This window comes from Stenotrophomonas sp. Br8 (genome assembly GCF_014763005.1).
Lineage (GTDB): Bacteria > Pseudomonadota > Gammaproteobacteria > Xanthomonadales > Xanthomonadaceae > Stenotrophomonas > Stenotrophomonas lactitubi.
Map to the genome: position 1 here is coordinate 1 of NZ_JACGTN010000018.1, position 23013 is coordinate 23013.

Here is a 23013-nt window from a genome sequence, read left to right on the forward strand (position 1 = left end):
GGCCGCGGCATCCATGCCGCGGACACTCCCGCAACCGGACCCACCCCGCCTTCGACAGATTTCCGCGATCTGCCGGCATTTCTGTAGAGCCGAGCAATGCTCGGCTCAATTCGTTCCGATATCGAAATATTCGATTTCGATGGAGTCATCCACGCATGGCGTGGATCTACTTGTGTCCACCAAGGTCGACACCTACCAACAGCCGTGGAGATCTGTCGAAGGTGGGGCGGTGTCGGATTGCGGGGTGTCCGCGGCATGGATGCCGCGGCCAAGCCTACAAGGACGTACTTGCGGCGTCCCCGCAATCCGACACCGCCCCGCCAACACGCCGAATGCCCGCATTTGACGTTGACGTTGCCTCTGCGGGTGCAGGGCGCAGCCCTGCCGAAACACCTTTTACCGCACCTGCTCCTGCTTGCGCACGATCGCCATCGCAATCTCCAGCGACTGCTCGTAGTTCAATCGCGGATCGACGGTCGAACGATACGCACGCTCCAGGTCACGCTCGGTCAACTCGCGCGCACCGCCGGTGCATTCGGTCACATCCTCACCGGTCAGTTCCAGATGCACGCCACCCAGGCGGGTGCCTGCAGCCGCGTGCAGGTCGAAGGACATCTCGACCTCACCACGTACATTGTCGAAGCGCCGCGTCTTGAAGCCGTTGGCGGTGCTCTCGGTATTGCCGTGCATCGCATCGCACACCCACAGCACGCGACGACCATCGCGCTTGACCGCATCCAGCAACGGCGGCAGCTTCTGCGCGATCTGCGCCGCACCCATGCGGTGGATGAAGCTCAGGCGGCCCGGCTCGTCATCCGGATTGAGCACATCGATCAGGCGCAGCAGCTGGTCCGGCGTCACCGACGGGCCGACCTTGATCGCGATCGGATTACGCACGCCACGCAGGTACTCCACGTGTGCGCCATCCAGTGCGGCGGTACGCATGCCGATCCACGGATAGTGCGTGCTCAGGTTCAACCAGCCCTGCTGGCGCGGCACCTGCCGGGTCAGCGCCTGCTCGTAGGGCAACAGCAGCGCTTCATGCGAGGTGTAGAAATCGATGCGGTTGAGGTTGTGCACGCGCGCCCCGGCCAGGGTCTCCATGAAGTGCACGGCATCGCCAATCGAGGCGACCATCTTCTGGTAGTCGGCGGCCAACGGCGAATGGCTTACCCATTCCAGGTTCCAGTATTCGGGATGGTGCAGGTCGGCAAAGCCGCCATCGATCAGCGCCCGCACGAAGTTCATCGTCATCGCCGAATGCGCGTGGGCCTGCAGCATCCGCTTCGGATCGGGCAGCCGCGCCGCTTCGGTGAAGGCCGGCGCATTGATGACATCGCCACGGTAGCTGGGCAGGGTCACACCGTCGCGGGTTTCGGTATCGGCCGAGCGCGGCTTGGCGTACTGCCCGGCAAAACGGCCGACGCGGATCACCGGCTGACGCAGGCCGTGCACCAGCACCAGGCTCATCTGCAGCAGCACCTTCAACCGGTTGGAAATCGTGCCCGATTCGCAGTCGCTGAAATTCTCCGCGCAGTCGCCACCCTGCAGCAGGAAACGCTTGCCCTCCTGGGCGTCGGCCAGCTGCTGCTTCAGCGCCAGGATCTCCCACGACGTCACCAGCGGCGGCAGCCGCTTCAACTCGTGCAGCGCGGCATCCAGCGCCACCGGATCGGGATAGGTCGGCATCTGCAGCGCGGTCTTGCCCCGCCAGCTCTCCGGTGACCAGGCAGCGCCAGCAGCGATGGCGGCAGGATCGGGGGCGGGCGGAACGGCGGACAGGCTCATCACGGACATCCGGGGGTGGGGGGCGGTCATGGTCGCAGAGCCAGCCGCTGACGCAAAGGGCCAGGCACCGCCGCGACTGCCTGAACGGCGTGGAAAGGGGCCGCGTGATCGGCCAGAAACGGCATGGTCGCCACCGCTGGACAGGCGCATGATCGGCACGCAGTTGTTACGGAGTAACACTCCCTCATGGACCGGCCCCTTCCCTCTTCCCTGCCCATTTCCCATGAAGCCCTCCCTGCTCACCACCGCCATCACCTTCGCCCTGATCCTGGCCAGCCAACCCGTACTTGCCGCCGACACTGATTCCAGCGCGGCTGCGGTCAAGAACCTCGACGTGGTCACCGTCAGCGCCCAGCTCGACCAGGCCCGCAACGCCCTCTCCCCGGACATCGGCAGCAGCCAGTACCAGATCACCGCCGAGGACATCCAGAAGCAGCCCCTGGGCGCCTCCGCCCCGCTCAGCCAGGTACTGCTGCAGGCCCCGGGCGTGGTCCAGGACTCCTACGGCGGCGTGCACGTGCGCGGCGACCACGCCAACCTGCAGTACCGCATCAACGGCGTACTGCTGCCCGAATCGATCTCCGGCTTCGGCCAGACCCTGGATGCCCGCACCATCAAGAGCATCCGCCTGATGGATGGTGCCCTGCCGGCCCAGTTCGGTGAACGCACCGCCGCGGTGGTCGATATCACGACCCGCAGTGGCGCCGAGCTGGGCAACGGCGGCAGCGCCGGCATCACCGCCGGCTCCTTCGGCAAGGTCAACCCGAATGCCTCCTGGTGGGGCAACCAGGGCCGCTGGAGCTGGTTCCTGACCGGCAACTACGACCAGAACGAGGTCGGGCTGGAGAACCCCACCAGCGCACGCAAGCCGCTGCATGACGATACCCACCAGGGCAAGGCCTTTGCCGACCTGACCTATCTGGTCAACGACAACACCCGCCTGAGCGTGTTCGCCGGCTTCGCCAACAACCGCTTCCAGATTCCGGTCAACCCGGGGCAGACCCCGCAGTTCGGTTACCTGGACACCACCACCTTCGATTCCAGCCAGCTGGACGAAACCCAGCGCGAGACCACCCGCTTCGGCATGCTGGTGCTGCAGGGCACGCTGGGCCAGACCGCGTACCAGCTCTCGGCCGGCCAGCGCTACAGCGATGTGGCCTTCAACCCGGACGTCGTCGGCGACCTGGTGTTCAGTGGCGTCGCCTCGCAGGTCCAGCGCAACAACCGTGCCGACACGCTACAGGCCGATTTCTCCACGCCGCTGGGCGACAACCACACCCTGCGCTATGGCCTGTATGGCAACTACGAACACGCCGCCGCCAACAACAGCAGCTGGGTCTTCCCGGTCGATGCCGATGGCCGGCAGACAAGCACCACGCCGCAGCTGATCCCGGACCGCAATGCCTTCCACGCCAGCACCGCGGCACTGTACGTGCAGGATGAGTGGCGGATAGGCGATGACTGGACGGTCAACTACGGCCTGCGCGGCGACCGCTTCAAGGCGTTCGGCCACACCGAGGGCCAGCTCAGCCCGCGCCTGGGCGTGGTCTGGAATGCCAGCGACAGCACCACGGTGCATGCCGGCTACTCGCGCTACTTCACCCCACCCGCCAGCGAACTGGTTGCCGGCAGCGATCTGGCCCTGTTCGACGGCACCAGCAACCAGCAACCCGCCGGTGGCAGCAACACGCCATTGTCCGAGCGCAGTGACTATTACGACATCGGCGTCTCACAGCAGGTCGGCGAGCACCTCACCCTCGGCCTGGATGCCTACGACCGCCGCGTCTCGCGCCTGCAGGACGAAGGCCAGTTCGGCGCCGCCTACATCTATTCCACCTTCAACTATCGGCGCGGCCACATCCACGGCCTGGAGTTCAGCGCCGACTACAGCAACGGGCCGATCAGCGCGTACTTCAACGCGGCCTACAACAAGGCGATGGGCACCCAGGTCATCACCAGCCAGTACAACCTCGATCCGGATGCATTGGCCTACGTGCAGCAGAACTGGATCCATCTGGACCACGACCAGAAGCTGACGTCTTCCGGCGGCGTCAGCTACGCCTTCGCCGGCCACAACCGGGTGGGTGCGAACTACGTATACGGCAGCGGCCTGCGCTCGGACATCGAGGGCGTGCCCAATGGCGGCGAGCTGCCGTCGTACCTTCAGGTCAATCTCAGCGCCGCGCATGACTTCAACGCCGACAGCGGCCATCCGCTGCATGTGCAGCTGGCCGTGCTCAACACGCTGGACCGCAGCTACCAGCTGCGCGATGGCGGCGGCATCGGCGTGTTCGCGCCGCAATGGGGGCCGCGTCGCGGCGCCTATCTGAGCCTGCAGCAGGATTTCTGAGGTAGTGCCGGCCGCTGGCCGGCATTGCAGGGGACTGCACCGCCCTCAGGGTTGCTACCGGAACCCAGTAGAGCCACGCCATGCGTGGCTGCCGATATGCAGTAGAGCCACGCCATGCGTGGCTCCAGGCTGGATCAGCGCTTGACCTTGCGCAGCGACACAACCAACGCCCACAGCGCCAGCAGCACGAACCACACGCCCGACCACATCGGCATCGTCAGACCGAGGAAGGTCCAGTCGATGTTGCCGCAGTTGCCGGTGCCGGTCAGCACGGTACGGAACACTTCCAGCGGCCCCATGGTTTCGCGCAGGAAGGCCAGCGGCGGGCCACAGGTCGCACCCATCTCCGGCGGCAGCATCTGCACGTAGACGTGGCGTGCGGCGATGCCCACGCCCACGGCAGCGGCGATGAACGCGAGGATGCCGTAGGTCGCACGCCCCGGACGGTTGGACGGCCCATGCAGGGCGCCGATCAGGAACAGCAGGCCCAGGGCGACAAATGCCAGGCGCTGGAAAATGCACAGCGGACACGGCTCCAGGCCCATCTTCAACTGCAGGAAGATGGCGTAGCCCAGCAGGCCCGCGCAGATCAGGAAGCCCAGCAGAAACTGGGCGCGGAAAGGCCAGCGCAGAGGATTCATCGGCAACGCTCGTGTAGTACGGACCGCAAGCGTAACCGAGACTGCGCGCCGTTCGAACCGCCACAACGTCGCGCCCGTCGGAACGGTGCGGGGTCGGATCCCTTTGCGGATGCAAAGGGCTCTGCCCCCGCAGAAACGGAAAAACCCGGCACGAGGCCGGGTTCTTCACCGAATGACGGGTGTCGCGCGTCGATTATTCTTCGACGGCTTCAGCCACGACCGGACGGTCAACCAGTTCGACGTAGGCCATCGGCGCGTTGTCGCCGGCGCGGAAGCCGCACTTCAGCAGGCGCAGGTAGCCGCCCGGACGGGTCGCGTAGCGCGGGCCCAGGATGGTGAACAGGTTGCCGACGGCTTCGTTGTCGCGCAGGCGGGCGAAGGCCAGACGACGGTTGGCGACGGAGTCGACCTTGGCCAGGGTGATCAGCGGCTCGGCGACGCGGCGCAGTTCCTTGGCCTTCGGCAGGGTGGTCTTGATCAGCTCGTGCTTGAACAGCGAGGCGGCCATGTTCTTGAACATCGCTTCGCGGTGGGCGCTGGTACGGCTGAACTTACGGCCGGATTTCTGATGACGCATGATGATATTCCTTGGTTAATGATGTGGCTTTGCGGATCGTTGTCGCCTTCCTGGCGCTGCTGCTCGGACTGCGGTTGGTCCTGGCCATCCGTCCTGGACGACCTGCCCGCGAACCTTCGTTCGTCGTGGCGGTATTGCCTTGGTGCAATGGCCCCGTCGTTGCCGACGGGGCCATGCAGTCTTGCAGAAAGGCTGTATCAGCCCAGCATGCCGTGGCTGGCGACGCCGGCCGGCGGCCAGTTCTCCAGCTTCATGCCGAGCGACAGGCCACGCTGGGCCAGCACTTCCTTGATCTCGGTGAGCGACTTCTTACCCAGGTTCGGGGTCTTCAGCAGCTCGACTTCGGTCTTCTGGATCAGATCGCCGATGTAGTAGATGCTCTCGGCCTTCAGGCAGTTGGCCGAACGCACGGTCAGCTCCAGATCGTCGATCGGGCGCAGCAGCACCGGATCCACGCCGTTGTTGGCCGGCTTCGCCGCACCGCGGTCGCGGTGGGTGAAGTCACCGAACACCGACAGCTGATCGCTGAGGATGTCGGCAGCGGTACGCACTGCTTCTTCGGCGTCGATGGTGCCGTTGGTCTCGATATCGATGACCAGCTTGTCCAGATCGGTGCGCTGTTCGACACGAGCCGCTTCCACGGCATAGGCGACACGGCGGACCGGCGAGAACGAGGCATCCAGGACCAGACGGCCGATGGCACGGGTTTCTTCGTCCGGACGACGACGCGCAGCAGCCGGCTGATAGCCGAAACCACGCTCGATCTTCAGACGCATGTTCACTGCCGTGTCCTTGGTCAGGTGGCAGATCACGTGGTCGCCGTTCAAGATCTCCACATTGTGGTCGACCTTGATGTCGGCAGCGGTGACAACGCCCGGACCCTGCTTGGACAGGGACAGAGTCGCGTTGTCGCCAGAGTGCATACGGATGGCCACGTCCTTCAGGTTCAGCAGGACTTCCAGCACGTCCTCCTGCAGACCTTCGACCGTGGTGTACTCGTGCAACACGCCGTCGATTTCGACTTCCGTGATGGCGAAGCCCGGGATGGACGACAGCAGCACGCGACGCAGGGCATTACCCAGCGTATGCCCGTAACCCCGCTCCAAAGGTTCGATAACGACCTTTGCACGGGTGTCGGTAATGCGTTCGATCTGCGGACCGCGAGGACGCAGAACCTGGTTGGCGGTAACCGTCATGTTGCGGGTTCTCCTAGTGAACCCCCGGCCGTCGCCGGGGGCTCTCCAATGTGAATTACTTCGAATACAGCTCGACGATCAGCGCTTCGTTGATGTCTGCAGGCAGATCCGAACGATCCGGAACAGCCTTGAAGATGCCGGAGAACTTGCCGGAATCCACTTCAACCCACGACGGGCTCAGGTCATGCTGGGCGGCGACGGTCAGGGCTTCCTGGACGCGCAGCTGCTTGGCAGCCTTCTCAGACAGGGCGATGGCGTCGCCAGCCTTGACCTGGTACGAGGCCAGGTTGACCGACTTGCCATTCACGGTGACGCCGCGGTGCGACACCAGCTGACGGGCAGCCGGACGGGTCACGGCGAAGCCCATGCGGTAGACAACGTTGTCCAGGCGGGTTTCCAGCAGCTGCAGGAGGTTCTCGCCGGTGTTGCCCTTCTTGGTCGAGGCCTTCTTGTAGTAGTTGCGGAACTGACGCTCCAGCAGACCGTAGATACGCTTGACCTTCTGCTTTTCACGCAGCTGGGTAGCGTAGTCGGACAGCTTGCCCTTACGGGCAGTGGCGCCATGCTGGCCGGGCTTCTGCTCCAACTTGCACTTGGAGTCCAGCGCACGCGCCGGGCTCTTCAGGGACAGGTCGGCGCCTTCGCGACGGGCGAGCTTACAGGTAGGACCGATATAACGAGCCATTTCTTATCGCTCCCTTTAGACGCGACGCTTCTTCGGCGGACGGCACCCGTTGTGCGGGATAGGCGTCACGTCGATGATGTTGGTGATCTTGTAGCCGACGTTGTTCAACGAACGCACGGCCGACTCACGGCCCGGACCCGGACCCTTGATGCGGACTTCCAGCGACTTCACGCCGTAGTCCAGCGCAGCACGACCGGCCTTTTCGGCAGCCACCTGGGCTGCGAACGGGGTCGACTTGCGCGAACCGCGGAAGCCAGCGCCACCGGAGGTCGCCCACGACAGAGCGTTGCCCTGACGGTCGGTGATGGTCACGATGGTGTTGTTGAACGAAGCGTGGACGTGGGCAACGCCGTCGGTGACGACGCGCTTGATCTTCTTCTTGGTCTTAGCAGCAGGCTTAGCCATTTATATGTCCCTTACTTCCTGATCGCCTTGCGCGGGCCCTTGCGGGTGCGGGCGTTGGTACGGGTGCGCTGGCCACGCAGCGGCAGACCGCGACGGTGACGCAGGCCGCGGTAGCAGCCCAGGTCCATCAGGCGCTTGATCGCGATACCGATTTCACGGCGCAGATCGCCTTCCACGATGTACTTGCCGACTTCGGCGCGCAGGCGCTCGATTTCCGGCTCCGACAGATCGCGGATCTTGGTGGTCGAAGTGACGCCTGCGACTTCGCAGACCTTCTTCGAACGGGTACGGCCGATGCCGTAAATGCTTTGCAACCCGACCCAGACATGCTTCTGGGCTGGCAGGTTGACGCCTGCAATACGCGCCATGACGCGGTTCTCCAGCTGAGTGATGGCCGACAGCGCGCTCAAGGCACGCCGATCCGGCAGGATGGATCAAAAAAGTGAACCAGTGATACTAACAAGGTTCCGGTTTACTTGGAAGCCCGTGAAACCAGAGGTTTCATGAACCCGGCCCGGGGAGTGTGCCCAGGCTCCGGCGCCGGATGGGGTTGGACCTGGAGTTGCCTCCCGGGCCGCCCGCGCTACTCCAGCGCGGGACCACCTCATCACACCCCCACCCGGAACCGCTGCGGGGGCCGCCCTTCGTTTGTGTGGCCAGAGTCCGCGAAGCGGAGGACCATCACGTCAGGAAGACGAAAGTATAACAGGCTAATCAGCCGCGAGCAAAACCACCGCGGTTGCCGCCCTTCAGGTTGGCCTTTTTCAGCAGGCTCTCGTACTGATGGGACATCAGGTGCGCCTGCACCTGGGCGATGAAGTCCATCACCACCACCACCACGATCAGCAGCGAAGTACCGCCGAAGTAGAACGAGGCATTCAACTGCGTGCGCATCAGTTCCGGCAGCAGGCAGACGATCACCAGGTAGGCCGAACCGGCAGCAGTCAGTCGGGTCAGCACGCCATCGATGTAGTCGGCGGTGGCCTTGCCCGGACGGATGCCCGGAATCAGCGCGCCCGACTTCTTCAGGTTGTCGGCGGTTTCCTGCGAGTTGAACACCAGCGCGGTATAGAAGAACGCGAAACCGGTGATCAGCGCAGCGAACACGATCATGTGCAGCGGCTCGCCCGGACCCAGGGCATTGGCGACCTTCTGCAGGGTCTGGCCAAAGGTGCTCTGGTTGGCAGCCTGGCCGGACCACATGGCGAGGGTCGCCGGGAAGGCCAGCAGGCTCGAAGCGAAGATCGCCGGGATGACGCCAGCCATGTTCAGCTTCAGCGGCAGGAACGAGGTCTGGTTCATGTACGCGTTGCGACCGCCCTGGCGGCGCGCGTAGTTCACCGTGATCCGGCGCTGGCCGCGTTCGACGAACACCACGAAGAAGGTGAAGGCGAGCACGACGATGGCGATCAGCAGCAGCTGGATGAACTGGATGTTGCCGTCGCGGTAGGCGTCGAAGGTGTGGATGACCGCACCCGGCAGGCCCGCCACGATACCGGCGAAGATGATCAGCGAGACGCCGTTGCCGATGCCGCGCTCGGTCACCTGCTCACCAACCCACATCAGGAACATGGTGCCGGCGGTCAGTGCGACCACGGCAGTGAGCACGAAGCCCATGCCCGGCATGTACACGACCGGTGCGCCGGTCGGCGACACCTGGCCCTGCAGCGCCAGCGCGATCGAACCGCCCTGCACCACTGCGAGCAGCACGGCGCCGATACGCGAATACTGGGTGATCTTGCGGCGGCCGGACTCACCTTCCTTCTGCATCGCCTTCAAGGCGGGGAAGATGTGCACAGCCAGCTGCATCACGATCGATGCCGAGATGTACGGCATCACGTTCAGCGCGAAAATGCTGAAACGGTGCAGGGCGCCGCCCGAGAACATGTTGAACATGTCCACGATGCCGCCGCCCTGCTGTTGCATCATGGCAAGCATGGCATCGGGATTGACGCCCGGCACCGGCACGTAGCAGCCGATGCGATAGACGATCAAAGCCCCGACGACGAACAGCAAACGTTGGCGAAGTTCAGTGAACTTGCCCATTCCGCCCGCGAGGTTACCGATGCCAGCTTGCGCCATGATTCTCTTACTCCGTTACGCTGCCGCCGGCAGCTTCGATCGCAGCCTTGGCACCAGCCGTGGCAGCAACACCCTTCAGGGTGAACGCCTTGGTCACTTCGCCCTTGACGACGACCTTGGCCTTCTTGGCAGTGCTCGGAACCAGCTTGGCAGCACGCAGGACAGCGAAGTCGATCTCGCCGGCCGGCAGCTTGTCCAGCTGGTACAGCAGCACTTCAGCGGTGTCCTTGGCGATCGGCGAACGGAAGCCGATCTTCGGCAGACGACGCTGCATGGGGGTCTGGCCGCCTTCGAAGCCAGCCTTGATCTTGCCGCCACCCTTACGGGCGAACGAACCCTTGTGGCCGCGGCCGCAGGTCTTGCCCAGGCCGGAACCGATACCGCGACCGACGCGGGTACGTTCCTTGCGGGCGCCCGGTGCCGGGCTCAATTCATTCAGATGCATGGTCATTGGATTATTCCTCAACCTTGACGAGGTAGTGGACCTTGTTGATCAGGCCGCGAACCTGCGGGCTGTCCTTCAGTTCACGCACATCGTTCAGCTTGCCCAGACCCAGCGCACGCACCGACAGGCGATGACGCGCCTGGGCACCACGCAGGCCGCGAACCAGACGGACCTTGACGGTCTTGGTGGTTTCATTAGCCATGGTTGAGATCCTCCACCTTCTTGCCGCGCTTGGCCGCGATACGAGCCGGCGACTGCGCTGCAGTCAGGCCCTTCACGGTGGCACGCACCAGGTTGATCGGGTTGCGCGAACCGGTGGCCTTGGCCAGCACGTTCTTCACGCCCACTGCTTCCAGCACGGCGCGCATGGCACCACCGGCAATGACGCCGGTACCTTCGGAAGCCGGCTGCATGAACACGCGCGCTGCGCCGTGACCATCCTTGATGGTGTGCCACAGGGTGCCGTTGTTCAGATCGACGGTGACCTGGTTCTTGCGAGCCTGCTCCATCGACTTCTGGATGGCGACCGGCACTTCGCGGGCCTTGCCATAACCGAAACCGACCTTGCCTTCGCCGTCGCCGACAACAGTCAGGGCGGTGAAGGTGAACTGACGGCCACCCTTGACGGTCTTGCTGACGCGGTTGACCGCGACCAGCTTTTCGATCATGCCGTCGTCGACTTTCTCTTCGCGGTTACGGTCGCGATCGCGACCCCGCTGCTGACGTTCTTCTGCCATGTTTATTCCTTGGTTGTTGGGTTATGTACGGCTCGAGGCCGCTTATGGTTGTGGAGTGGTGCGTTGTTGCGGTGGGCCGCTGCAGAAGAGCGGCGCCGCCCAGCCTCACTCAGGCTGGCGAGCAGGCGGGCATGGGGACCGAAGTCCCCTGCCCTGATCCCTTAGAACTGCAGGCCGGCTTCGCGGGCAGCGTCAGCCAGGGCCTTGATGCGGCCGTGGTAACGGTAACCCGAACGATCGAAGGCAACCTTCTCGACGCCGGCGGCCTTGGCGCGCTCAGCGACGATGCGGCCAACCTTGGCGGCGGCATCGGCGTTCTTGCCGTTCTTCAGGCCTTCCTTGATGTCGGCCTGGGTGGTGTTGGCAGCAGCCAGCACCTTCGAGCCGTCAGCGGTGAAGACCTGTGCGTACAGGTGCTGGCCGGTGCGCAGCACCGACAGGCGGGCAACACCGAGCACACGGATGTGGGCACGGGTCGACTTGGCGCGACGCAGGCGGGCGATGTTCTTGTTCATGATGTTTTTTCCTTGAAAGCTGAAGGTTGGGCTTTTCCCTGGAAAGTCCGCACATGGATGTGCGGGCTCTTGCGAGGGACTCGCGCTTACGCCTTCTTGGCTTCCTTACGGATGATGACTTCGTCGGAGTACTTCACGCCCTTGCCCTTGTACGGTTCCGGCTTGCGGAACGCACGGATCTTGGCGGCAGCTTCACCGACGGCCTGCTTGTCAGCGCCCTGCACCAGGATTTCAGTCTGGGTCGGGGTGGTGATGGTGATGCCTTCCGGCGCCACGAACACGATCGGGTGCGAGTAGCCCAGCGACAGGCTGAGGTCCTTGCCCTGCATCGCAGCACGGTAACCCACGCCGACCAGCTCAAGCTTGCGCTCGAAGCCTTCGGAAACACCCTTGACCATGTTGGACAGGATGGCGCGGACGGTACCGGTCAGCGGGATCAGGTCCACGTTGTCGGTGCTCAGGGTGGCAACGCCGTTTTCGACATTGATGTTGATACCAGCCGGCTTGGCCAGCGACAGGGTGCCCTTCGGGCCCTTGGCGATGACGTTGTCGTTCTGGACGTTCAGTTCAACCTTACCCAGGTCGATCGGCTTCTTGGCTACACGGGACATGGTCTACTCCTTTCGCCTTAGGCCACGAAGCACAGGACTTCGCCGCCGACGCCCAACTGGCGCGCCTGCGCATCAGTCATGATGCCCTTGGAAGTGGAAATGATGGAAATGCCCAGGCCGTTCATGACCTTCGGCAGTTCGCTCTTGCCGCGGTACTGGCGCAGGCCCGAACGCGAGAAGCGCTTCAGGGTCGCGATGACCGGCTTGCCTTCGAAATACTTCAGCACGATTTCCAGCTCGGACTTGTTGTTCTCGAGCGCGGTCACGCGCAGGTCGGCGATGTAACCCTCGTCCTTCAGGACCTGGGCGATCGCAACCTTGATCTTGGACGACGGGGCTTTCACCGTCTGCTTGCCAACCGCTGCCGCATTCTTGATGCGGACCAGCAGGTCGGCGATGGGATCAGTCATGCTCATATGAGTACCTTTGAGTGCACCGATATCCGCTTTCGCGAAAATCTGTTGTCTCCTGGAAACGGGCCAGGCCCCCTCCCCCTACGCGTTGCGCAGAGCAAGACGCGGGAGTATACGCCAAAAGAGCCCGACTTGCGTCGGGCTCTTCGGTTTTTTGCAGAGGGAAAGCTGAACACTCCCCCTCCCCGGCTGCGAGGGCTCCCGAAGGCGCCCTCGCTGGCAGGACCGGCTGGAATTACCAGCTGGCCTTGCGCAGGCCCGGAACGTCGCCACGCATGGTGGCTTCGCGCAGCTTGTTGCGACCCAGGCCGAACTTGCTGTACACGCCACGCGGGCGGCCAGACAGTTCGCAACGGTTGCGGTGGCGGCTCGGCGACGAATCGCGCGGCAGCTTCGACAACTTGGTGGAGGCCTCGATCTTCTCTTCGTAGCTCGCGTCCGGGGAGGACACGATCTTCTTCAGAGCAGCACGCTTGACAGCGAACTTTTCAGCCAGCTTCTTCCGCTTGATGTCGCGGTTGACCATGGAGGTCTTTGCCATTTCGGTTTCCTCGACGAATCAGTTACGGAACGGGAACTTGAACGCTGCCAGCAGCGCCTTCGCTTCCGCGTCGGTCTTCGCAGTGGTGGTGATGGCGATATCCATACCGCGGATCGCGTCGACAGCGTCGAAGTCGATTTCCGGGAAGATGATCTGTTCCTTCACACCCATGTTGAAGTTGCCGCGACCGTCGAAGGAACGACCGGAAACACCACGGAAGTCGCGCACGCGCGGCAGCGAGATGTTGATCAGGCGGTCCAGGAACTCGTACATCTTGTGGCGACGCAGCGTGGTCTTGCAGCCGATCGGCCAACCATCACGGATCTTGAACGATGCCACCGAGATACGCGACTTGGTGACGATCGGCTTCTGGCCCGAGATCTTGGTCATGTCGCCAACGGCGTTTTCCAGGATCTTCTTGTTGGTGGCCGCTTCGCCGACACCCATGTTCAGGGTGACTTTGACCAGCTTCGGCACCTGCATGGAATTGGTGTAACCGAACTGCTTCATCAGCGCCGGAACCACTTCTTCCTTGTAAAACTTTTCGAGACGGGAAGTCATCTTCTCATTCCTCAGGCGTCGAGCGCCTCACCGCTGGAGCGGAACACACGCAGTTTGCGTCCATCCTCCAGCACCTTGAAGCCAACGCGCTCGCCCTTGCCCGAAGCCGGGTTCAGCACATTCACGTTGGAGATATGGATCGACGCTTCACGCTCGACCACGCCGCCGGCAACACCTGCCTGCGGGTTCGGCTTGGTGTGGCGCTTGACGATGTTCACGTTGGCAACGACCAGACGGTCGCCATCGACGCGGACGACTTCGCCCTGCTTACCCTTGTCCTTGCCAGCGTTGACGACAACCTGGTCGCCCTTCTTGATACGGTTAGCCATGATTATCTCCTGTCGCTCACAGCACTTCGGGAGCGAGCGAGACGATCTTCATGAACTTCTCCGAACGAAGTTCACGAGTCACCGGCCCGAAGATACGGGTCCCGATCGGCTCCTGCTTGTTGTTAAGCAGAACGGCAGCGTTGCCGTCGAAGCGGATCAGCGAGCCGTCGGCGCGACGCACACCCTTGCGGGTACGCACCACGACAGCGTCATACACTTCACCCTTCTTGACCTTGCCGCGCGGAATCGCATCCTTCACGGTGACCTTGATGATGTCGCCGATGCCGGCGTAACGGCGCTTGGAACCACCCAGCACCTTGAAGCACATCACTCGCTTGGCACCAGAATTGTCGGCGACGTCAAGGTAGCTCTGCATCTGGATCATGATTCAGACTCCTTATTCAGCCGCACGCGTGATGACTTCCACCACGCGCCAGTTCTTGGTCTTGGACATCGGAGCAATCTCGGTCACGCGGACGACATCGCCTTCCTTGCAGGCGTTGTCGGCATCGTGGGCGTGCAGTTTCGTCGAGCGCTTGATGTACTTGCCGTACAGTGCGTGCTTGACCTGACGCTCGACCAGGACGGTAACCGTCTTGTCCATCTTGTTGCTGACGACACGGCCTTCGACCGTGCGCAGCGCTTTGTTTTCAGTATTGTCGCTCATAGCGGCCATCCTTACTTCGTGCTGCCGAGCAGGGTCTTGACGCGAGCAATTTCGCGACGCACCCGGCGGATGTCGTGTGTCTTCGGCAGCTGGCCGGTGACCTGCTGCATACGGACAGAGAACTGTTCCTTACGCAGGTCGATCAGGTGGGCCTTGAGGTCGTCAGCCGACTTTTCACGGAGAGTTTTGATATCCATCAGCGCACCGTCCGGGTCACGAAAGTGGTGGTGACCGAGAGCTTGGCAGCGGCCAGGCGGAACGCCTCGCGTGCCACTTCCTCGGTAACACCCTCGATTTCATAGATCATGCGGCCGGGCTGGATCTGGGCCACCCAGTATTCCACGTTGCCCTTACCCGAACCCATTCGAACTTCGATGGGCTTCTTGGTGATGGGCTTGTCGGGGAACACTCGGATCCACATCTTGCCGCCGCGCTTCACGTAGCGGCTGATCGAACGGCGAGCCGCTTCGATCTGACGCGCGGTCAGCTGACCGTGGGCGGTTGCCTTCAGGCCGTACTCGCCAAAGCTGACAGCGTTTGCGCTCCAGCTGAGGCCTTCGTTACGGCCCTTGTGCACCTTGCGGTACTTGGTTCGCTTGGGTTGCAACATTGTCGTTACCTCGCTTCACGAGCCGGGCGCTGACGGTCACCGCGGTCGCCGCGATCATGACGATCGTTGCGCGACGGGGTGTCGTCCTGCTTTTCCTGGCCAACCTGGGAGAAATCGAAGACCTCGCCCTTGTAGATCCAGACCTTGATGCCGATGATGCCGTAGGTCGTCTTGGCTTCAGCGAAGCCATAGTCGATGTCGGCACGCAGCGTGTGCAGCGGCACGCGGCCTTCGCGGTACCACTCCGAACGGGCGATTTCTGCACCGTTGAGGCGGCCACCGACGTTGACCTTGATGCCCAGGGCACCCAGGCGCATCGCGTTGCCGACCGAGCGCTTCATTGCACGGCGGAACATGATGCGACGCTCCAGCTGCTGCGCGATCGATTCGGCAACCAGCTGTGCGTCCAGCTCGGGCTTGCGCACTTCGGTGACGTTGATGTGCGCCGGGACGCCCATCATCTCGCTCACTTCCTTGCGCAGCTTCTCGATGTCCTCACCGCGCTTGCCGATCACCACGCCCGGACGGGCGGTGTGGATCGTCACGCGAGCGGTCTTTGCCGGACGCTCGATCAGGATCTTGCTGATGCCGGCCTGAGCCAGCTTCTTGCGCAGCATTTCGCGCACTTTCAGGTCGGCTGCCAGGTAACCAGCGAACTCGGCCTTGTTGGCGTACCACTTGGAGTTCCAGTCCTTGGAAATGCCGAGGCGGATACCAATCGGATGAACTTTATGACCCATGGTCTTTTCCTTATCCGCTTACTTGGCGGCGCCCACAACCACAGTGATGTGGCTGGTGCGCTTGAGGATGCGGGTACCGCGGCCTTTCGCCCGCGCCATGAAACGCTTCAGGGTCGGACCTTCATCTACCATGATGGTCTGAACCTTCAGCTCGTCGACGTCGGCGCCCTGGTTGTTCTCGGCATTTGCAATAGCCGACTCCACCACCTTCTTGATCAGGTGGGCAGCCTTCTTGTCCGAGAACTTCAGCAGGTTGACGGCACGCTCGGCCGGCAGACCGCGCACCTGGTCAGCGACCAGACGTGCCTTCTGCGGGGAGATGCGCGCGGTGCGCAGGATGGCTTTCGCTTCCATTGTCATCTCTCCTTACTTGCCCGACTTCTTGTCACCACCGTGACCCTTGAAGGTCCGGGTGATGGCAAATTCGCCGAGCTTGTGGCCGACCATGTTCTCGTTGACGAGAACCGGGATGTGGTTCTTGCCGTTATGCACGGCAATGGTGACGCCTACCATGTCAGGCAGGATCATCGAACGACGCGACCAGGTCTTGATCGGACGCTTGCTACCCGCAGCGGCAGCCACCTTAGCAACCAGGTGGTGATCGACAAACGGGCCCTTCTTGAGTGAACGTGCCATGGTCGATTAGCCCCTACGATCGCGGACGATGAACTGCTGAGTGCGCTTGTTATGGCGCGTCTTGTAACCCTTGGTCGGAACACCCCACGGGGTGACCGGATGCGGGTTACCCTGGCCGGCCTTCGCCTCACCACCACCGTGCGGGTGGTCAACCGGGTTCATGGCAGCACCACGAACGGTCGGGCGGACGCCGCGCCAGCGCTTGGCACCGGCCTTGCCCAGCTTTTCCAGGCTGTGCTCGTCGTTGCCGACTTCGCCGATGGTCGCGCAGCACTCGACCGGAACCTTGCGCATTTCACCCGAGCGCAGGCGCAGGGTGGCGTAGATGCCTTCACGAGCAACCAGCTGCACGGCAGCACCTGCAGCGCGGGCGATCTGAGCGCCCTTGCCCGGCTTCAGCTCGATGCAGTGGATGGTGGTACCGACCGGGATGTTGCGCAGCGGCAGGGTGTTGCCCGCCTTGATCGGAGCATCCGAACCAGCGATCACCTGATCACCAGCCTTCAGACCCTTCGGGGCGATGATGTAGCGGCGCTCGCCGTCGACGTAGCACAGCAGGGCGATGTGGGCGGTGCGGTTCGGATCGTATTCGATGCGTTCCACCCGCGCCGGGATGCCCAGCTTGTTGCGCTTGAAGTCAATCAGGCGGTAGTGCTGCTTGTGGCCACCACCGACGTGACGCACGGTGATGCGGCCGTGGTGGTTGCGACCACCCGAACGGCTCTGCGACTCGACCAGCGGGGCATGCGGAGCGCCCTTGTACAGGTCGGGAGTAACCACGCGCACGGCCGAACGGCGGCCGGGAGAAGTGGGCTTGAATTTCATCAATGGCATGGGATGTACCTCAGGCCTTGGCCGTTACATCGATCGACTGGCCGTCGGCCAGGCGAACGTACGCCTTGCGCCAATCGCCGCGGCGGCCAGCACGGTTACGGAAGGACTTGTTCTTGCCCTTGACGTTGACCACGTTGACTGCTTCGACCTTGACGTCGAACAGCTGCTCAACCGCGGCCTTTACATCGGCCTTGGTGGCTTCGTTCGAAATTTCGAAGACGTACTGATTGGAGAGTTCCTGCAGGCGCGCGGTCTTTTCGGAGACACGCGGGGCGAGCAGCACGCTGAAGATTTTTTCGTTGCTGTTCATGCCAGCCACTCCTCGACCTTCTTGACCGCGTCAGCGGTGATGACGACCGTGTCGGCACCGACCAGCGACACCGGATCCAGGCCCTGGACGTCACGCACTTCCACGTAGGGAATGTTGCGCGCCGACAGGTACAGGTGCTCGGAGGCTTCTTCAGTGACGATCAGCGGGCGCTTGCCCACTTCCAGGCCGGCCAGCTTGGCGATCAGAGCCTTCGTGTTGGTCGCTTCGACATCGAAGGACTCCACGATGGTCAGACGGCCCTGACGGTTCAGCTCGGACAGGATCGCGCACATGGCGGCACGGTACTGCTTACGATTGACCTTCTGCTCGAAGCTGCGCGGCTTTGCCGCGAAGGTGACACCGCCGCCGACGAAGATCGGAGCCGTCAGTGCGCCATGACGCGCGCCGCCGCCCTTCTGCTTCTTCGACTTCTTGGTGGTACCTGCCACTTCGGAGCGAGTCTTCTGCGCCTTGGTGCCGGCGCGACCGGCGTTGCGGTAAGCAACGACAACCTGGTGAACCAGATCTTCGCTGAAATCGCGACCGAACACGGCGTCGGAGACCGAGACCTTGTTATTGCTACCCGTGATAACGAGTTCCATCGTCATCTCTCCTTATGCCTTGCTCGCCGGACGGACGATCACGTCGCCACCCGCCGCGCCCGGAACGGCGCCGCGAACCGCGATCAGACCGCGTTCGACGTCGACCTTGACAACTTCCAGGTTCTGGGTGCTCTGCTGCACCGAGCCCATGTGACCGGACATCTTCTTGCCCGGGAACACGCGGCCGGGCGTCTGGCGCTGACCCAGCGAACCCGGCGCGCGATGCGACAGCGAGTTGCCGTGGGTAGCGTCACCCATGCGGAAGTTGTAGCGCTTGATGGTGCCCTGGAAGCCCTTACCCTTGGTGACACCCTGGACGTCGACGATCTGGCCGACTTCAAAGATGTCCGCCTTGACTTCGCCACCAACGGCGAAATCGCCGAGCTGGGCGTCTTCAACGCGGAATTCCCACAGGCCACGACCCGCTTCCACCTTCGCCTTGGCGAAGTGGCCGGCTTCCGGCTTGTTGACCAGGGCAGCGCGACGCGCGCCGACGGTCACCTGCACGGCGCTGTAGCCGTCAGCTTCGACGGTCTTGATCTGCGCGATGCGGTTGGGGGTTGCTTCGATCAGGGTCACCGGGATGGAACGGCCATCTTCGGTGAACACGCGGCTCATGCCAGCCTTGCGGCCCACGAAGCCCAACGAATATTTCTTCGTCATGGTCGTAGTCCTCAGGTCAACTTGATCTGAACGTCGACGCCGGCAGCCAGTTCGAGCTTCATCAGCGCGTCCACGGTCTTGTCATTCGGGTCAACGATATCGAGCACGCGCTTGTGCGTGCGGGTCTCGTACTGGTCACGCGCGTCCTTGTCGACGTGCGGGGAGACGAGGATGGTGTAACGCTCGATCTTGGTCGGCAGCGGGATCGGGCCACGCACTTGCGCGCCGGTCCGCTTCGCCGTCTCAACGATCTCGCTGGCCGAACGGTCGATCAGACGATGATCGAACGCTTTCAGCCGGATCCGGATCTTTTGGTCCGCCATGGCGGTAGGTTCCTTCGATAAAAGAGCGACAGACAAAGCCTCTGGGTTGCTTTGCCCCATGAAATCCCTGAATACAGACGGCCCGCATTCCCGCAGGCCGACAAGGTCAATCCGTAGACCCCAAAAGCATAGGCAGACCCGTGAAACCGGCCTGCCCAGACGGAGAAGCATAATGGCACGCAAGGCAGCTGTCAACAGTCTCCTGTTGACGCCGCCTGAATGGCATTGACCCTTCCTGGTCCGGGGAACACAAGGCACATCCTGTGCCTACTTTCCCGTTTGATACGCCCCGATGCCCTACCCAGGCAACATCGGGGCGCAGAGTCTAACAGATTACTCGAGGATGGTGGCAACCACGCCAGCACCGACGGTACGGCCACCTTCACGGATCGCGAAGCGCAGGCCGGCGTCCATGGCGACCGGGTTGATCAGGGTGACAACCATCTTGATGTTGTCGCCCGGCATCACCATTTCGACGCCTTCCGGCAGCTCGACCGCACCGGTGATGTCGGTGGTGCGGAAGTAGAACTGCGGACGGTAGCCCTTGAAGAACGGGGTGTGACGGCCGCCTTCGTCCTTCGACAGCACGTAGACTTCGGCGTCGAACTTGGTGTGCGGCTTGATCGAACCCGGCTTGGCCAGAACCTGGCCACGCTCGACGTCGTCACGCTTGGTGCCGCGCAGCAGCAGACCGGCGTTGTCGCCTGCCTGACCCTGGTCCAGCAGCTTGCGGAACATTTCCACGCCGGTCACGGTGGTCTTCTGCACCGGACGGATGCCGACGATTTCGATTTCTTCGCCGACCTTGATCACGCCGCGCTCGATACGACCGGTGACCACGGTGCCACGGCCCGAGATCGAGAACACGTCTTCGACCGGCATCAGGAATGCCTTGTCGACGTCACGCTCCGGGGTCGGGATCCAGGTGTCCAGCGCCTCGACCAGCTTGATGACGGCCGGCACGCCGATTTCGCTCTGGTCGCCTTCCAGCGCCAGGCGGGCCGAACCCGAGATGATCGGGGTGTCGTCGCCCGGGAAGTCGTACTTGCTCAGCAGCTCGCGGACTTCCATTTCAACCAGTTCCAGCAGCTCGGCATCGTCAACCATGTCGGCCTTGTTCAGGAACACGACGATGTACGGCACGCCGACCTGACGCGACAGCAGGATGTGCTCGCGGGTCTGCGGCATCGGACCGTCAGCGGCCGAGCACACCAGGATCGCGCCGTCCATCTGGGCAGCACCGGTGATCATGTTCTTGACGTAGTCAGCATGGCCCGGGCAATCGACGTGGGCGTAGTGACGAACGGTGGATTCGTATTCGACGTGCGCGGTCGAGATCGTGATGCCACGTGCCTTTTCTTCCGGCGCGGCGTCGATCGCGGAGTAATCCTTGAACTCGCCACCGAAGCGCTCGGCACCGATCTTGGTCAGTGCGGCGGTCAGCGTGGTCTTGCCGTGATCGACGTGACCGATGGTGCCGACGTTGACGTGCGGCTTGGTGCGCTCGAACTTACCCTTTGCCATTTCTTTCTACCTTATTGGTTCGTAAGTGGTTTGGAGGACCTGAGCGTTACGCTCAGGCCTTCTTCATGACTTCGTCGGCGATGTTGTTCGGCGCCGGCTCGTAGTGGTCAAATTCCATCGTGAAGGTGGCGCGGCCCTGGGTCTGCGAACGCAGCGAGGTCGCGTAGCCAAACATTTCGCCCAGCGGAATCATCGCGTTGATGATGCTGGCCGAACCGTCACCGGTGGTATCAGAACCCTGCAGAACGCCGCGACGACGGCTGACGTCGCCCATCACGTCACCCTGGTAATCCTCCGGGGTCACGATCTCGACCTTCATGATCGGCTCCAGCAGGACCGGCTTGGCCTTGCGGAAACCTTCCTTGAAGGCCATCGAGGAAGCGAGCTTGAACGCCATTTCCGAGGAGTCGACGTCGTGGTACGAGCCGAACACCAGCTTCACCTTGACGTCCACGACCGGGAAGCCAGCCAGCGGACCGCTGGTGATGGTTTCGCGCAGGCCCTTTTCGATCGACGGGATGAATTCCTTCGGAATCACGCCACCGGTGATGTCGTTGATGAACAGGAAGTCGTCCTTGATGCCAGCAGCGATCTTCGGATCTGCACGATCGGCCTCGGTGATCGGCGACAGCTCGATCACGACGTGACCGTACTGACCCTTACCACCGGACTGCTTGGCGTGCTTGTAGTCCGACTTCACGTCCGACATGGTGATCGTTTCGCGGTAGGCCACCTGCGGCTTGCCGACGTTGGCTTCAACGTTGAACTCGCGCTTCATGCGGTCAACGATGATGTCCAGGTGCAGCTCGCCCATGCCCGAGATGATGGTCTGGCCGGATTCTTCGTCGGTCTTGACGCGGAACGACGGATCTTCCTGTGCCAGACGACCCAGTGCCAGACCCATCTTTTCCTGGTCGGACTTGGTCTTCGGCTCGACAGCCATCGAGATGACCGGCTCCGGGAACACCATGCGCTCGAGGATGATCGGCTGATCCATGGAGCACAGGGTGTCACCCGTGGTGGTGTCCTTCAGGCCCACGGCGGCGGCGATGTCGCCGGCCAGAACTTCCTTGATTTCTTCGCGGTTGTTGGAGTGCATCTGCAGGATACGGCCGATGCGCTCCTTCTTGCCCTTCACCGAGTTCAGCAGCTGGTCGCCTGCATTCAGCGTGCCCGAGTAGACACGGAAGAAGGTCAGCGCGCCGACGAACGGATCGGTGATGATCTTGAAGGCCAGGGCCGAGAACGGAGCCTTGTCGTCAGACTTGCGGCTCATTTCCTTGGTTTCATCGTCAACGTCGGTACCGGTCACGTCCGGCACGTCGATCGGCGACGGCAGCAGCTGGATCACGCCGTCCAGCATGGCCTGCACGCCCTTGTTCTTGAACGCCGAGCCGCAGTACATCGGCACGATGTCGGTGGCCAGGGTGCGCACGCGCAGGGCTTCGATGATCTCGGCCTCGGTCAGCTCATCGCCGCCCAGGTACTTGTCCATCAGCTCTTCGCTGGCTTCGGCAGCCGCTTCGATCATGAAGGTACGGGCTTCGGTTGCTTCAGCGAGCAGCTCGGCCGGCACATCGCTGTACTCGAACTTCATGCCCTGCGAAGCCTCATCCCAATGGATGGCCTTCATCTTCAGCAGATCGACGACGCCCTTGAAGCCTTCCTCAGCGCCGATCGGCAGCTGCATCGGAACGGCCTTGGCGCCCAGCTTCGCCTTCAGCTGGCCAACGACCTTGCTGAAGTTGGCACCGGTGCGGTCCATCTTGTTGACGAACGCGATGCGCGGCACCTTGTAACGGTTGGCCTGGCGCCACACGGTTTCCGACTGCGGCTGCACGCCACCGACGGCACACAGCACGAAGACGGCACCGTCGAGCACGCGCAGCGAGCGCTCCACTTCGATGGTGAAGTCGACGTGCCCGGGGGTGTCGATGATGTTGAAGCGGTGCTCCGGCAGGGACTTGTCCATGCCCTTCCAGAACGCGGTGGTCGCAGCGGACTGGATCGTGATGCCACGCTCCTGCTCCTGCTCCATCCAGTCCATGGTGGCGGCGCCGTCATGCACTTCACCGATCTTGTGGCTCTTGCCGGTGTAGAACAGGATGCGCTCGGACGTGGTGGTCTTGCCGGCATCGATGTGAGCCATGATGCCGAAATTGCGGTAACGCTCGATGGGAGTGGAACGGGCCACGGGGAGCCTCTCAGATTTCTTGGATTTCGGATGG

General features: G+C 62.7%; 32 protein-coding genes. 1 reads left to right on the plus strand and 31 read right to left on the minus strand.

The window, feature by feature from the left end; genetic code table 11:
• Positions 1-396 precede the first annotated feature (396 nt).
• Positions 397-1788: a 3-deoxy-7-phosphoheptulonate synthase class II gene (locus H3005_RS16000; protein WP_089239015.1), complete on the minus strand. Its 1392-nt coding sequence runs from the start codon at positions 1786-1788 to the stop codon at positions 397-399.
• Positions 1789-2011: 223 nt separating this feature from the next.
• On the opposite strand from H3005_RS16000, the gene H3005_RS16005 reads away from it, so the two are divergent.
• Complete coding sequence (locus H3005_RS16005) at positions 2012-4138, plus strand: TonB-dependent receptor (RefSeq protein ID WP_191078571.1); 2127 nt, start codon at positions 2012-2014, stop codon at positions 4136-4138.
• Between the two features lie 134 nt (positions 4139-4272).
• On the opposite strand, the gene H3005_RS16010 is transcribed toward H3005_RS16005, so the two are convergent.
• The 30 genes from H3005_RS16010 to fusA form a co-directional block, all read right to left on the minus strand.
• The gene (locus H3005_RS16010; protein WP_089239011.1) at positions 4273-4779 is read right to left on the minus strand and encodes a disulfide bond formation protein B; all 507 of its coding nucleotides are present in this window, start codon (positions 4777-4779) and stop codon (positions 4273-4275) included.
• 193 nt (positions 4780-4972) lie between these two features.
• On the minus strand, positions 4973-5356 hold the full coding sequence (rplQ, locus tag H3005_RS16015) for a 50S ribosomal protein L17 (RefSeq protein WP_089239009.1): 384 nt from the start codon (positions 5354-5356) through the stop codon (positions 4973-4975).
• Between the two features lie 197 nt (positions 5357-5553).
• Complete coding sequence (gene rpoA / locus H3005_RS16020; RefSeq protein WP_025879320.1) at positions 5554-6552, minus strand: DNA-directed RNA polymerase subunit alpha; 999 nt, start codon at positions 6550-6552, stop codon at positions 5554-5556.
• Positions 6553-6607: 55 nt separating this feature from the next.
• Positions 6608-7237 carry a 30S ribosomal protein S4 gene (rpsD, locus tag H3005_RS16025; protein WP_025879319.1) on the minus strand — a complete coding sequence of 210 codons (630 nt, stop codon included), beginning with the start codon at positions 7235-7237 and terminating at the stop codon, positions 6608-6610.
• Between the two features lie 15 nt (positions 7238-7252).
• Positions 7253-7642, minus strand: coding sequence for a 30S ribosomal protein S11 (gene rpsK / locus H3005_RS16030; protein WP_004145443.1), 390 nt, complete (start codon positions 7640-7642; stop codon positions 7253-7255).
• An 11-nt stretch (positions 7643-7653) separates the two neighbouring features.
• Positions 7654-8010, minus strand: coding sequence for a 30S ribosomal protein S13 (gene rpsM / locus H3005_RS16035; protein WP_025879318.1), 357 nt, complete (start codon positions 8008-8010; stop codon positions 7654-7656).
• Between the two features lie 346 nt (positions 8011-8356).
• Positions 8357-9724, minus strand: a complete 1368-nt coding sequence (secY, locus tag H3005_RS16040) for a preprotein translocase subunit SecY (RefSeq protein ID WP_025879317.1) — start codon at positions 9722-9724, stop codon at positions 8357-8359.
• Positions 9725-9731: 7 nt separating this feature from the next.
• A complete protein-coding gene (gene rplO / locus H3005_RS16045; RefSeq protein ID WP_025879316.1) occupies positions 9732-10175 on the minus strand; it encodes a 50S ribosomal protein L15 in 444 nt (147 codons plus the stop codon).
• Positions 10176-10179: 4 nt separating this feature from the next.
• Positions 10180-10371 carry a 50S ribosomal protein L30 gene (rpmD, locus tag H3005_RS16050; RefSeq protein WP_089239005.1) on the minus strand — a complete coding sequence of 64 codons (192 nt, stop codon included), beginning with the start codon at positions 10369-10371 and terminating at the stop codon, positions 10180-10182.
• Positions 10364-10906, minus strand: a complete 543-nt coding sequence (gene rpsE / locus H3005_RS16055; protein ID WP_025879314.1) for a 30S ribosomal protein S5 — start codon at positions 10904-10906, stop codon at positions 10364-10366. Before rpsE ends, rpmD begins: the two co-directional genes overlap by 8 nt.
• A 161-nt stretch (positions 10907-11067) precedes the next feature.
• Positions 11068-11421 (minus strand): 50S ribosomal protein L18, encoded by a 354-nt coding sequence (gene rplR, locus H3005_RS16060; RefSeq protein ID WP_025879313.1) that lies wholly within the window; start codon positions 11419-11421, stop codon positions 11068-11070.
• A gap of 86 nt (positions 11422-11507) precedes the next feature.
• Complete coding sequence (gene rplF, locus H3005_RS16065; RefSeq protein ID WP_089239003.1) at positions 11508-12032, minus strand: 50S ribosomal protein L6; 525 nt, start codon at positions 12030-12032, stop codon at positions 11508-11510.
• Between the two features lie 17 nt (positions 12033-12049).
• A complete protein-coding gene (rpsH, locus tag H3005_RS16070) occupies positions 12050-12448 on the minus strand; it encodes a 30S ribosomal protein S8 (protein WP_025879311.1) in 399 nt (132 codons plus the stop codon).
• Between the two features lie 232 nt (positions 12449-12680).
• Entirely contained in the window at positions 12681-12986 is a 306-nt protein-coding gene (gene rpsN, locus H3005_RS16075) for a 30S ribosomal protein S14 (RefSeq protein WP_089239001.1), read from the minus strand.
• 18 nt (positions 12987-13004) lie between these two features.
• Entirely contained in the window at positions 13005-13547 is a 543-nt protein-coding gene (gene rplE, locus H3005_RS16080; protein ID WP_025879309.1) for a 50S ribosomal protein L5, read from the minus strand.
• Between the two features lie 11 nt (positions 13548-13558).
• Positions 13559-13876 (minus strand): 50S ribosomal protein L24, encoded by a 318-nt coding sequence (gene rplX / locus H3005_RS16085; protein WP_025879308.1) that lies wholly within the window; start codon positions 13874-13876, stop codon positions 13559-13561.
• Positions 13877-13892: 16 nt separating this feature from the next.
• Entirely contained in the window at positions 13893-14261 is a 369-nt protein-coding gene (gene rplN / locus H3005_RS16090) for a 50S ribosomal protein L14 (protein ID WP_025879307.1), read from the minus strand.
• Positions 14262-14273: 12 nt separating this feature from the next.
• Entirely contained in the window at positions 14274-14543 is a 270-nt protein-coding gene (gene rpsQ, locus H3005_RS16095; protein WP_004145355.1) for a 30S ribosomal protein S17, read from the minus strand.
• 11 nt (positions 14544-14554) lie between these two features.
• Complete coding sequence (gene rpmC, locus H3005_RS16100) at positions 14555-14740, minus strand: 50S ribosomal protein L29 (RefSeq protein ID WP_025879306.1); 186 nt, start codon at positions 14738-14740, stop codon at positions 14555-14557.
• Positions 14740-15153 (minus strand): 50S ribosomal protein L16, encoded by a 414-nt coding sequence (gene rplP, locus H3005_RS16105; protein WP_025879305.1) that lies wholly within the window; start codon positions 15151-15153, stop codon positions 14740-14742. Before rplP ends, rpmC begins: the two co-directional genes overlap by 1 nt.
• A 5-nt stretch (positions 15154-15158) precedes the next feature.
• Positions 15159-15893: a 30S ribosomal protein S3 gene (gene rpsC, locus H3005_RS16110; RefSeq protein WP_004145350.1), complete on the minus strand. Its 735-nt coding sequence runs from the start codon at positions 15891-15893 to the stop codon at positions 15159-15161.
• Positions 15894-15911: 18 nt separating this feature from the next.
• Positions 15912-16247, minus strand: coding sequence for a 50S ribosomal protein L22 (rplV, locus tag H3005_RS16115; protein ID WP_004145348.1), 336 nt, complete (start codon positions 16245-16247; stop codon positions 15912-15914).
• 12 nt (positions 16248-16259) lie between these two features.
• Positions 16260-16529: a 30S ribosomal protein S19 gene (gene rpsS, locus H3005_RS16120; protein WP_004145340.1), complete on the minus strand. Its 270-nt coding sequence runs from the start codon at positions 16527-16529 to the stop codon at positions 16260-16262.
• Between the two features lie 6 nt (positions 16530-16535).
• Positions 16536-17363 carry a 50S ribosomal protein L2 gene (rplB, locus tag H3005_RS16125; RefSeq protein WP_099819139.1) on the minus strand — a complete coding sequence of 276 codons (828 nt, stop codon included), beginning with the start codon at positions 17361-17363 and terminating at the stop codon, positions 16536-16538.
• A 10-nt stretch (positions 17364-17373) separates the two neighbouring features.
• Positions 17374-17673: a 50S ribosomal protein L23 gene (gene rplW, locus H3005_RS16130; RefSeq protein ID WP_025879303.1), complete on the minus strand. Its 300-nt coding sequence runs from the start codon at positions 17671-17673 to the stop codon at positions 17374-17376.
• Positions 17670-18275, minus strand: a complete 606-nt coding sequence (rplD, locus tag H3005_RS16135) for a 50S ribosomal protein L4 (protein ID WP_025879302.1) — start codon at positions 18273-18275, stop codon at positions 17670-17672. The genes rplW and rplD overlap by 4 nt, the downstream gene beginning before the upstream one ends.
• Positions 18276-18287: 12 nt before the next feature.
• On the minus strand, positions 18288-18938 hold the full coding sequence (gene rplC / locus H3005_RS16140) for a 50S ribosomal protein L3 (protein ID WP_049470484.1): 651 nt from the start codon (positions 18936-18938) through the stop codon (positions 18288-18290).
• An 11-nt stretch (positions 18939-18949) separates the two neighbouring features.
• On the minus strand, positions 18950-19261 hold the full coding sequence (gene rpsJ / locus H3005_RS16145; RefSeq protein WP_010341589.1) for a 30S ribosomal protein S10: 312 nt from the start codon (positions 19259-19261) through the stop codon (positions 18950-18952).
• Between the two features lie 333 nt (positions 19262-19594).
• Positions 19595-20785, minus strand: a complete 1191-nt coding sequence (gene tuf / locus H3005_RS16150; protein ID WP_100463176.1) for an elongation factor Tu — start codon at positions 20783-20785, stop codon at positions 19595-19597.
• Between the two features lie 52 nt (positions 20786-20837).
• Positions 20838-22979 (minus strand): elongation factor G, encoded by a 2142-nt coding sequence (fusA, locus tag H3005_RS16155; protein ID WP_099819137.1) that lies wholly within the window; start codon positions 22977-22979, stop codon positions 20838-20840.
• Positions 22980-23013: the final 34 nt, after the last annotated feature.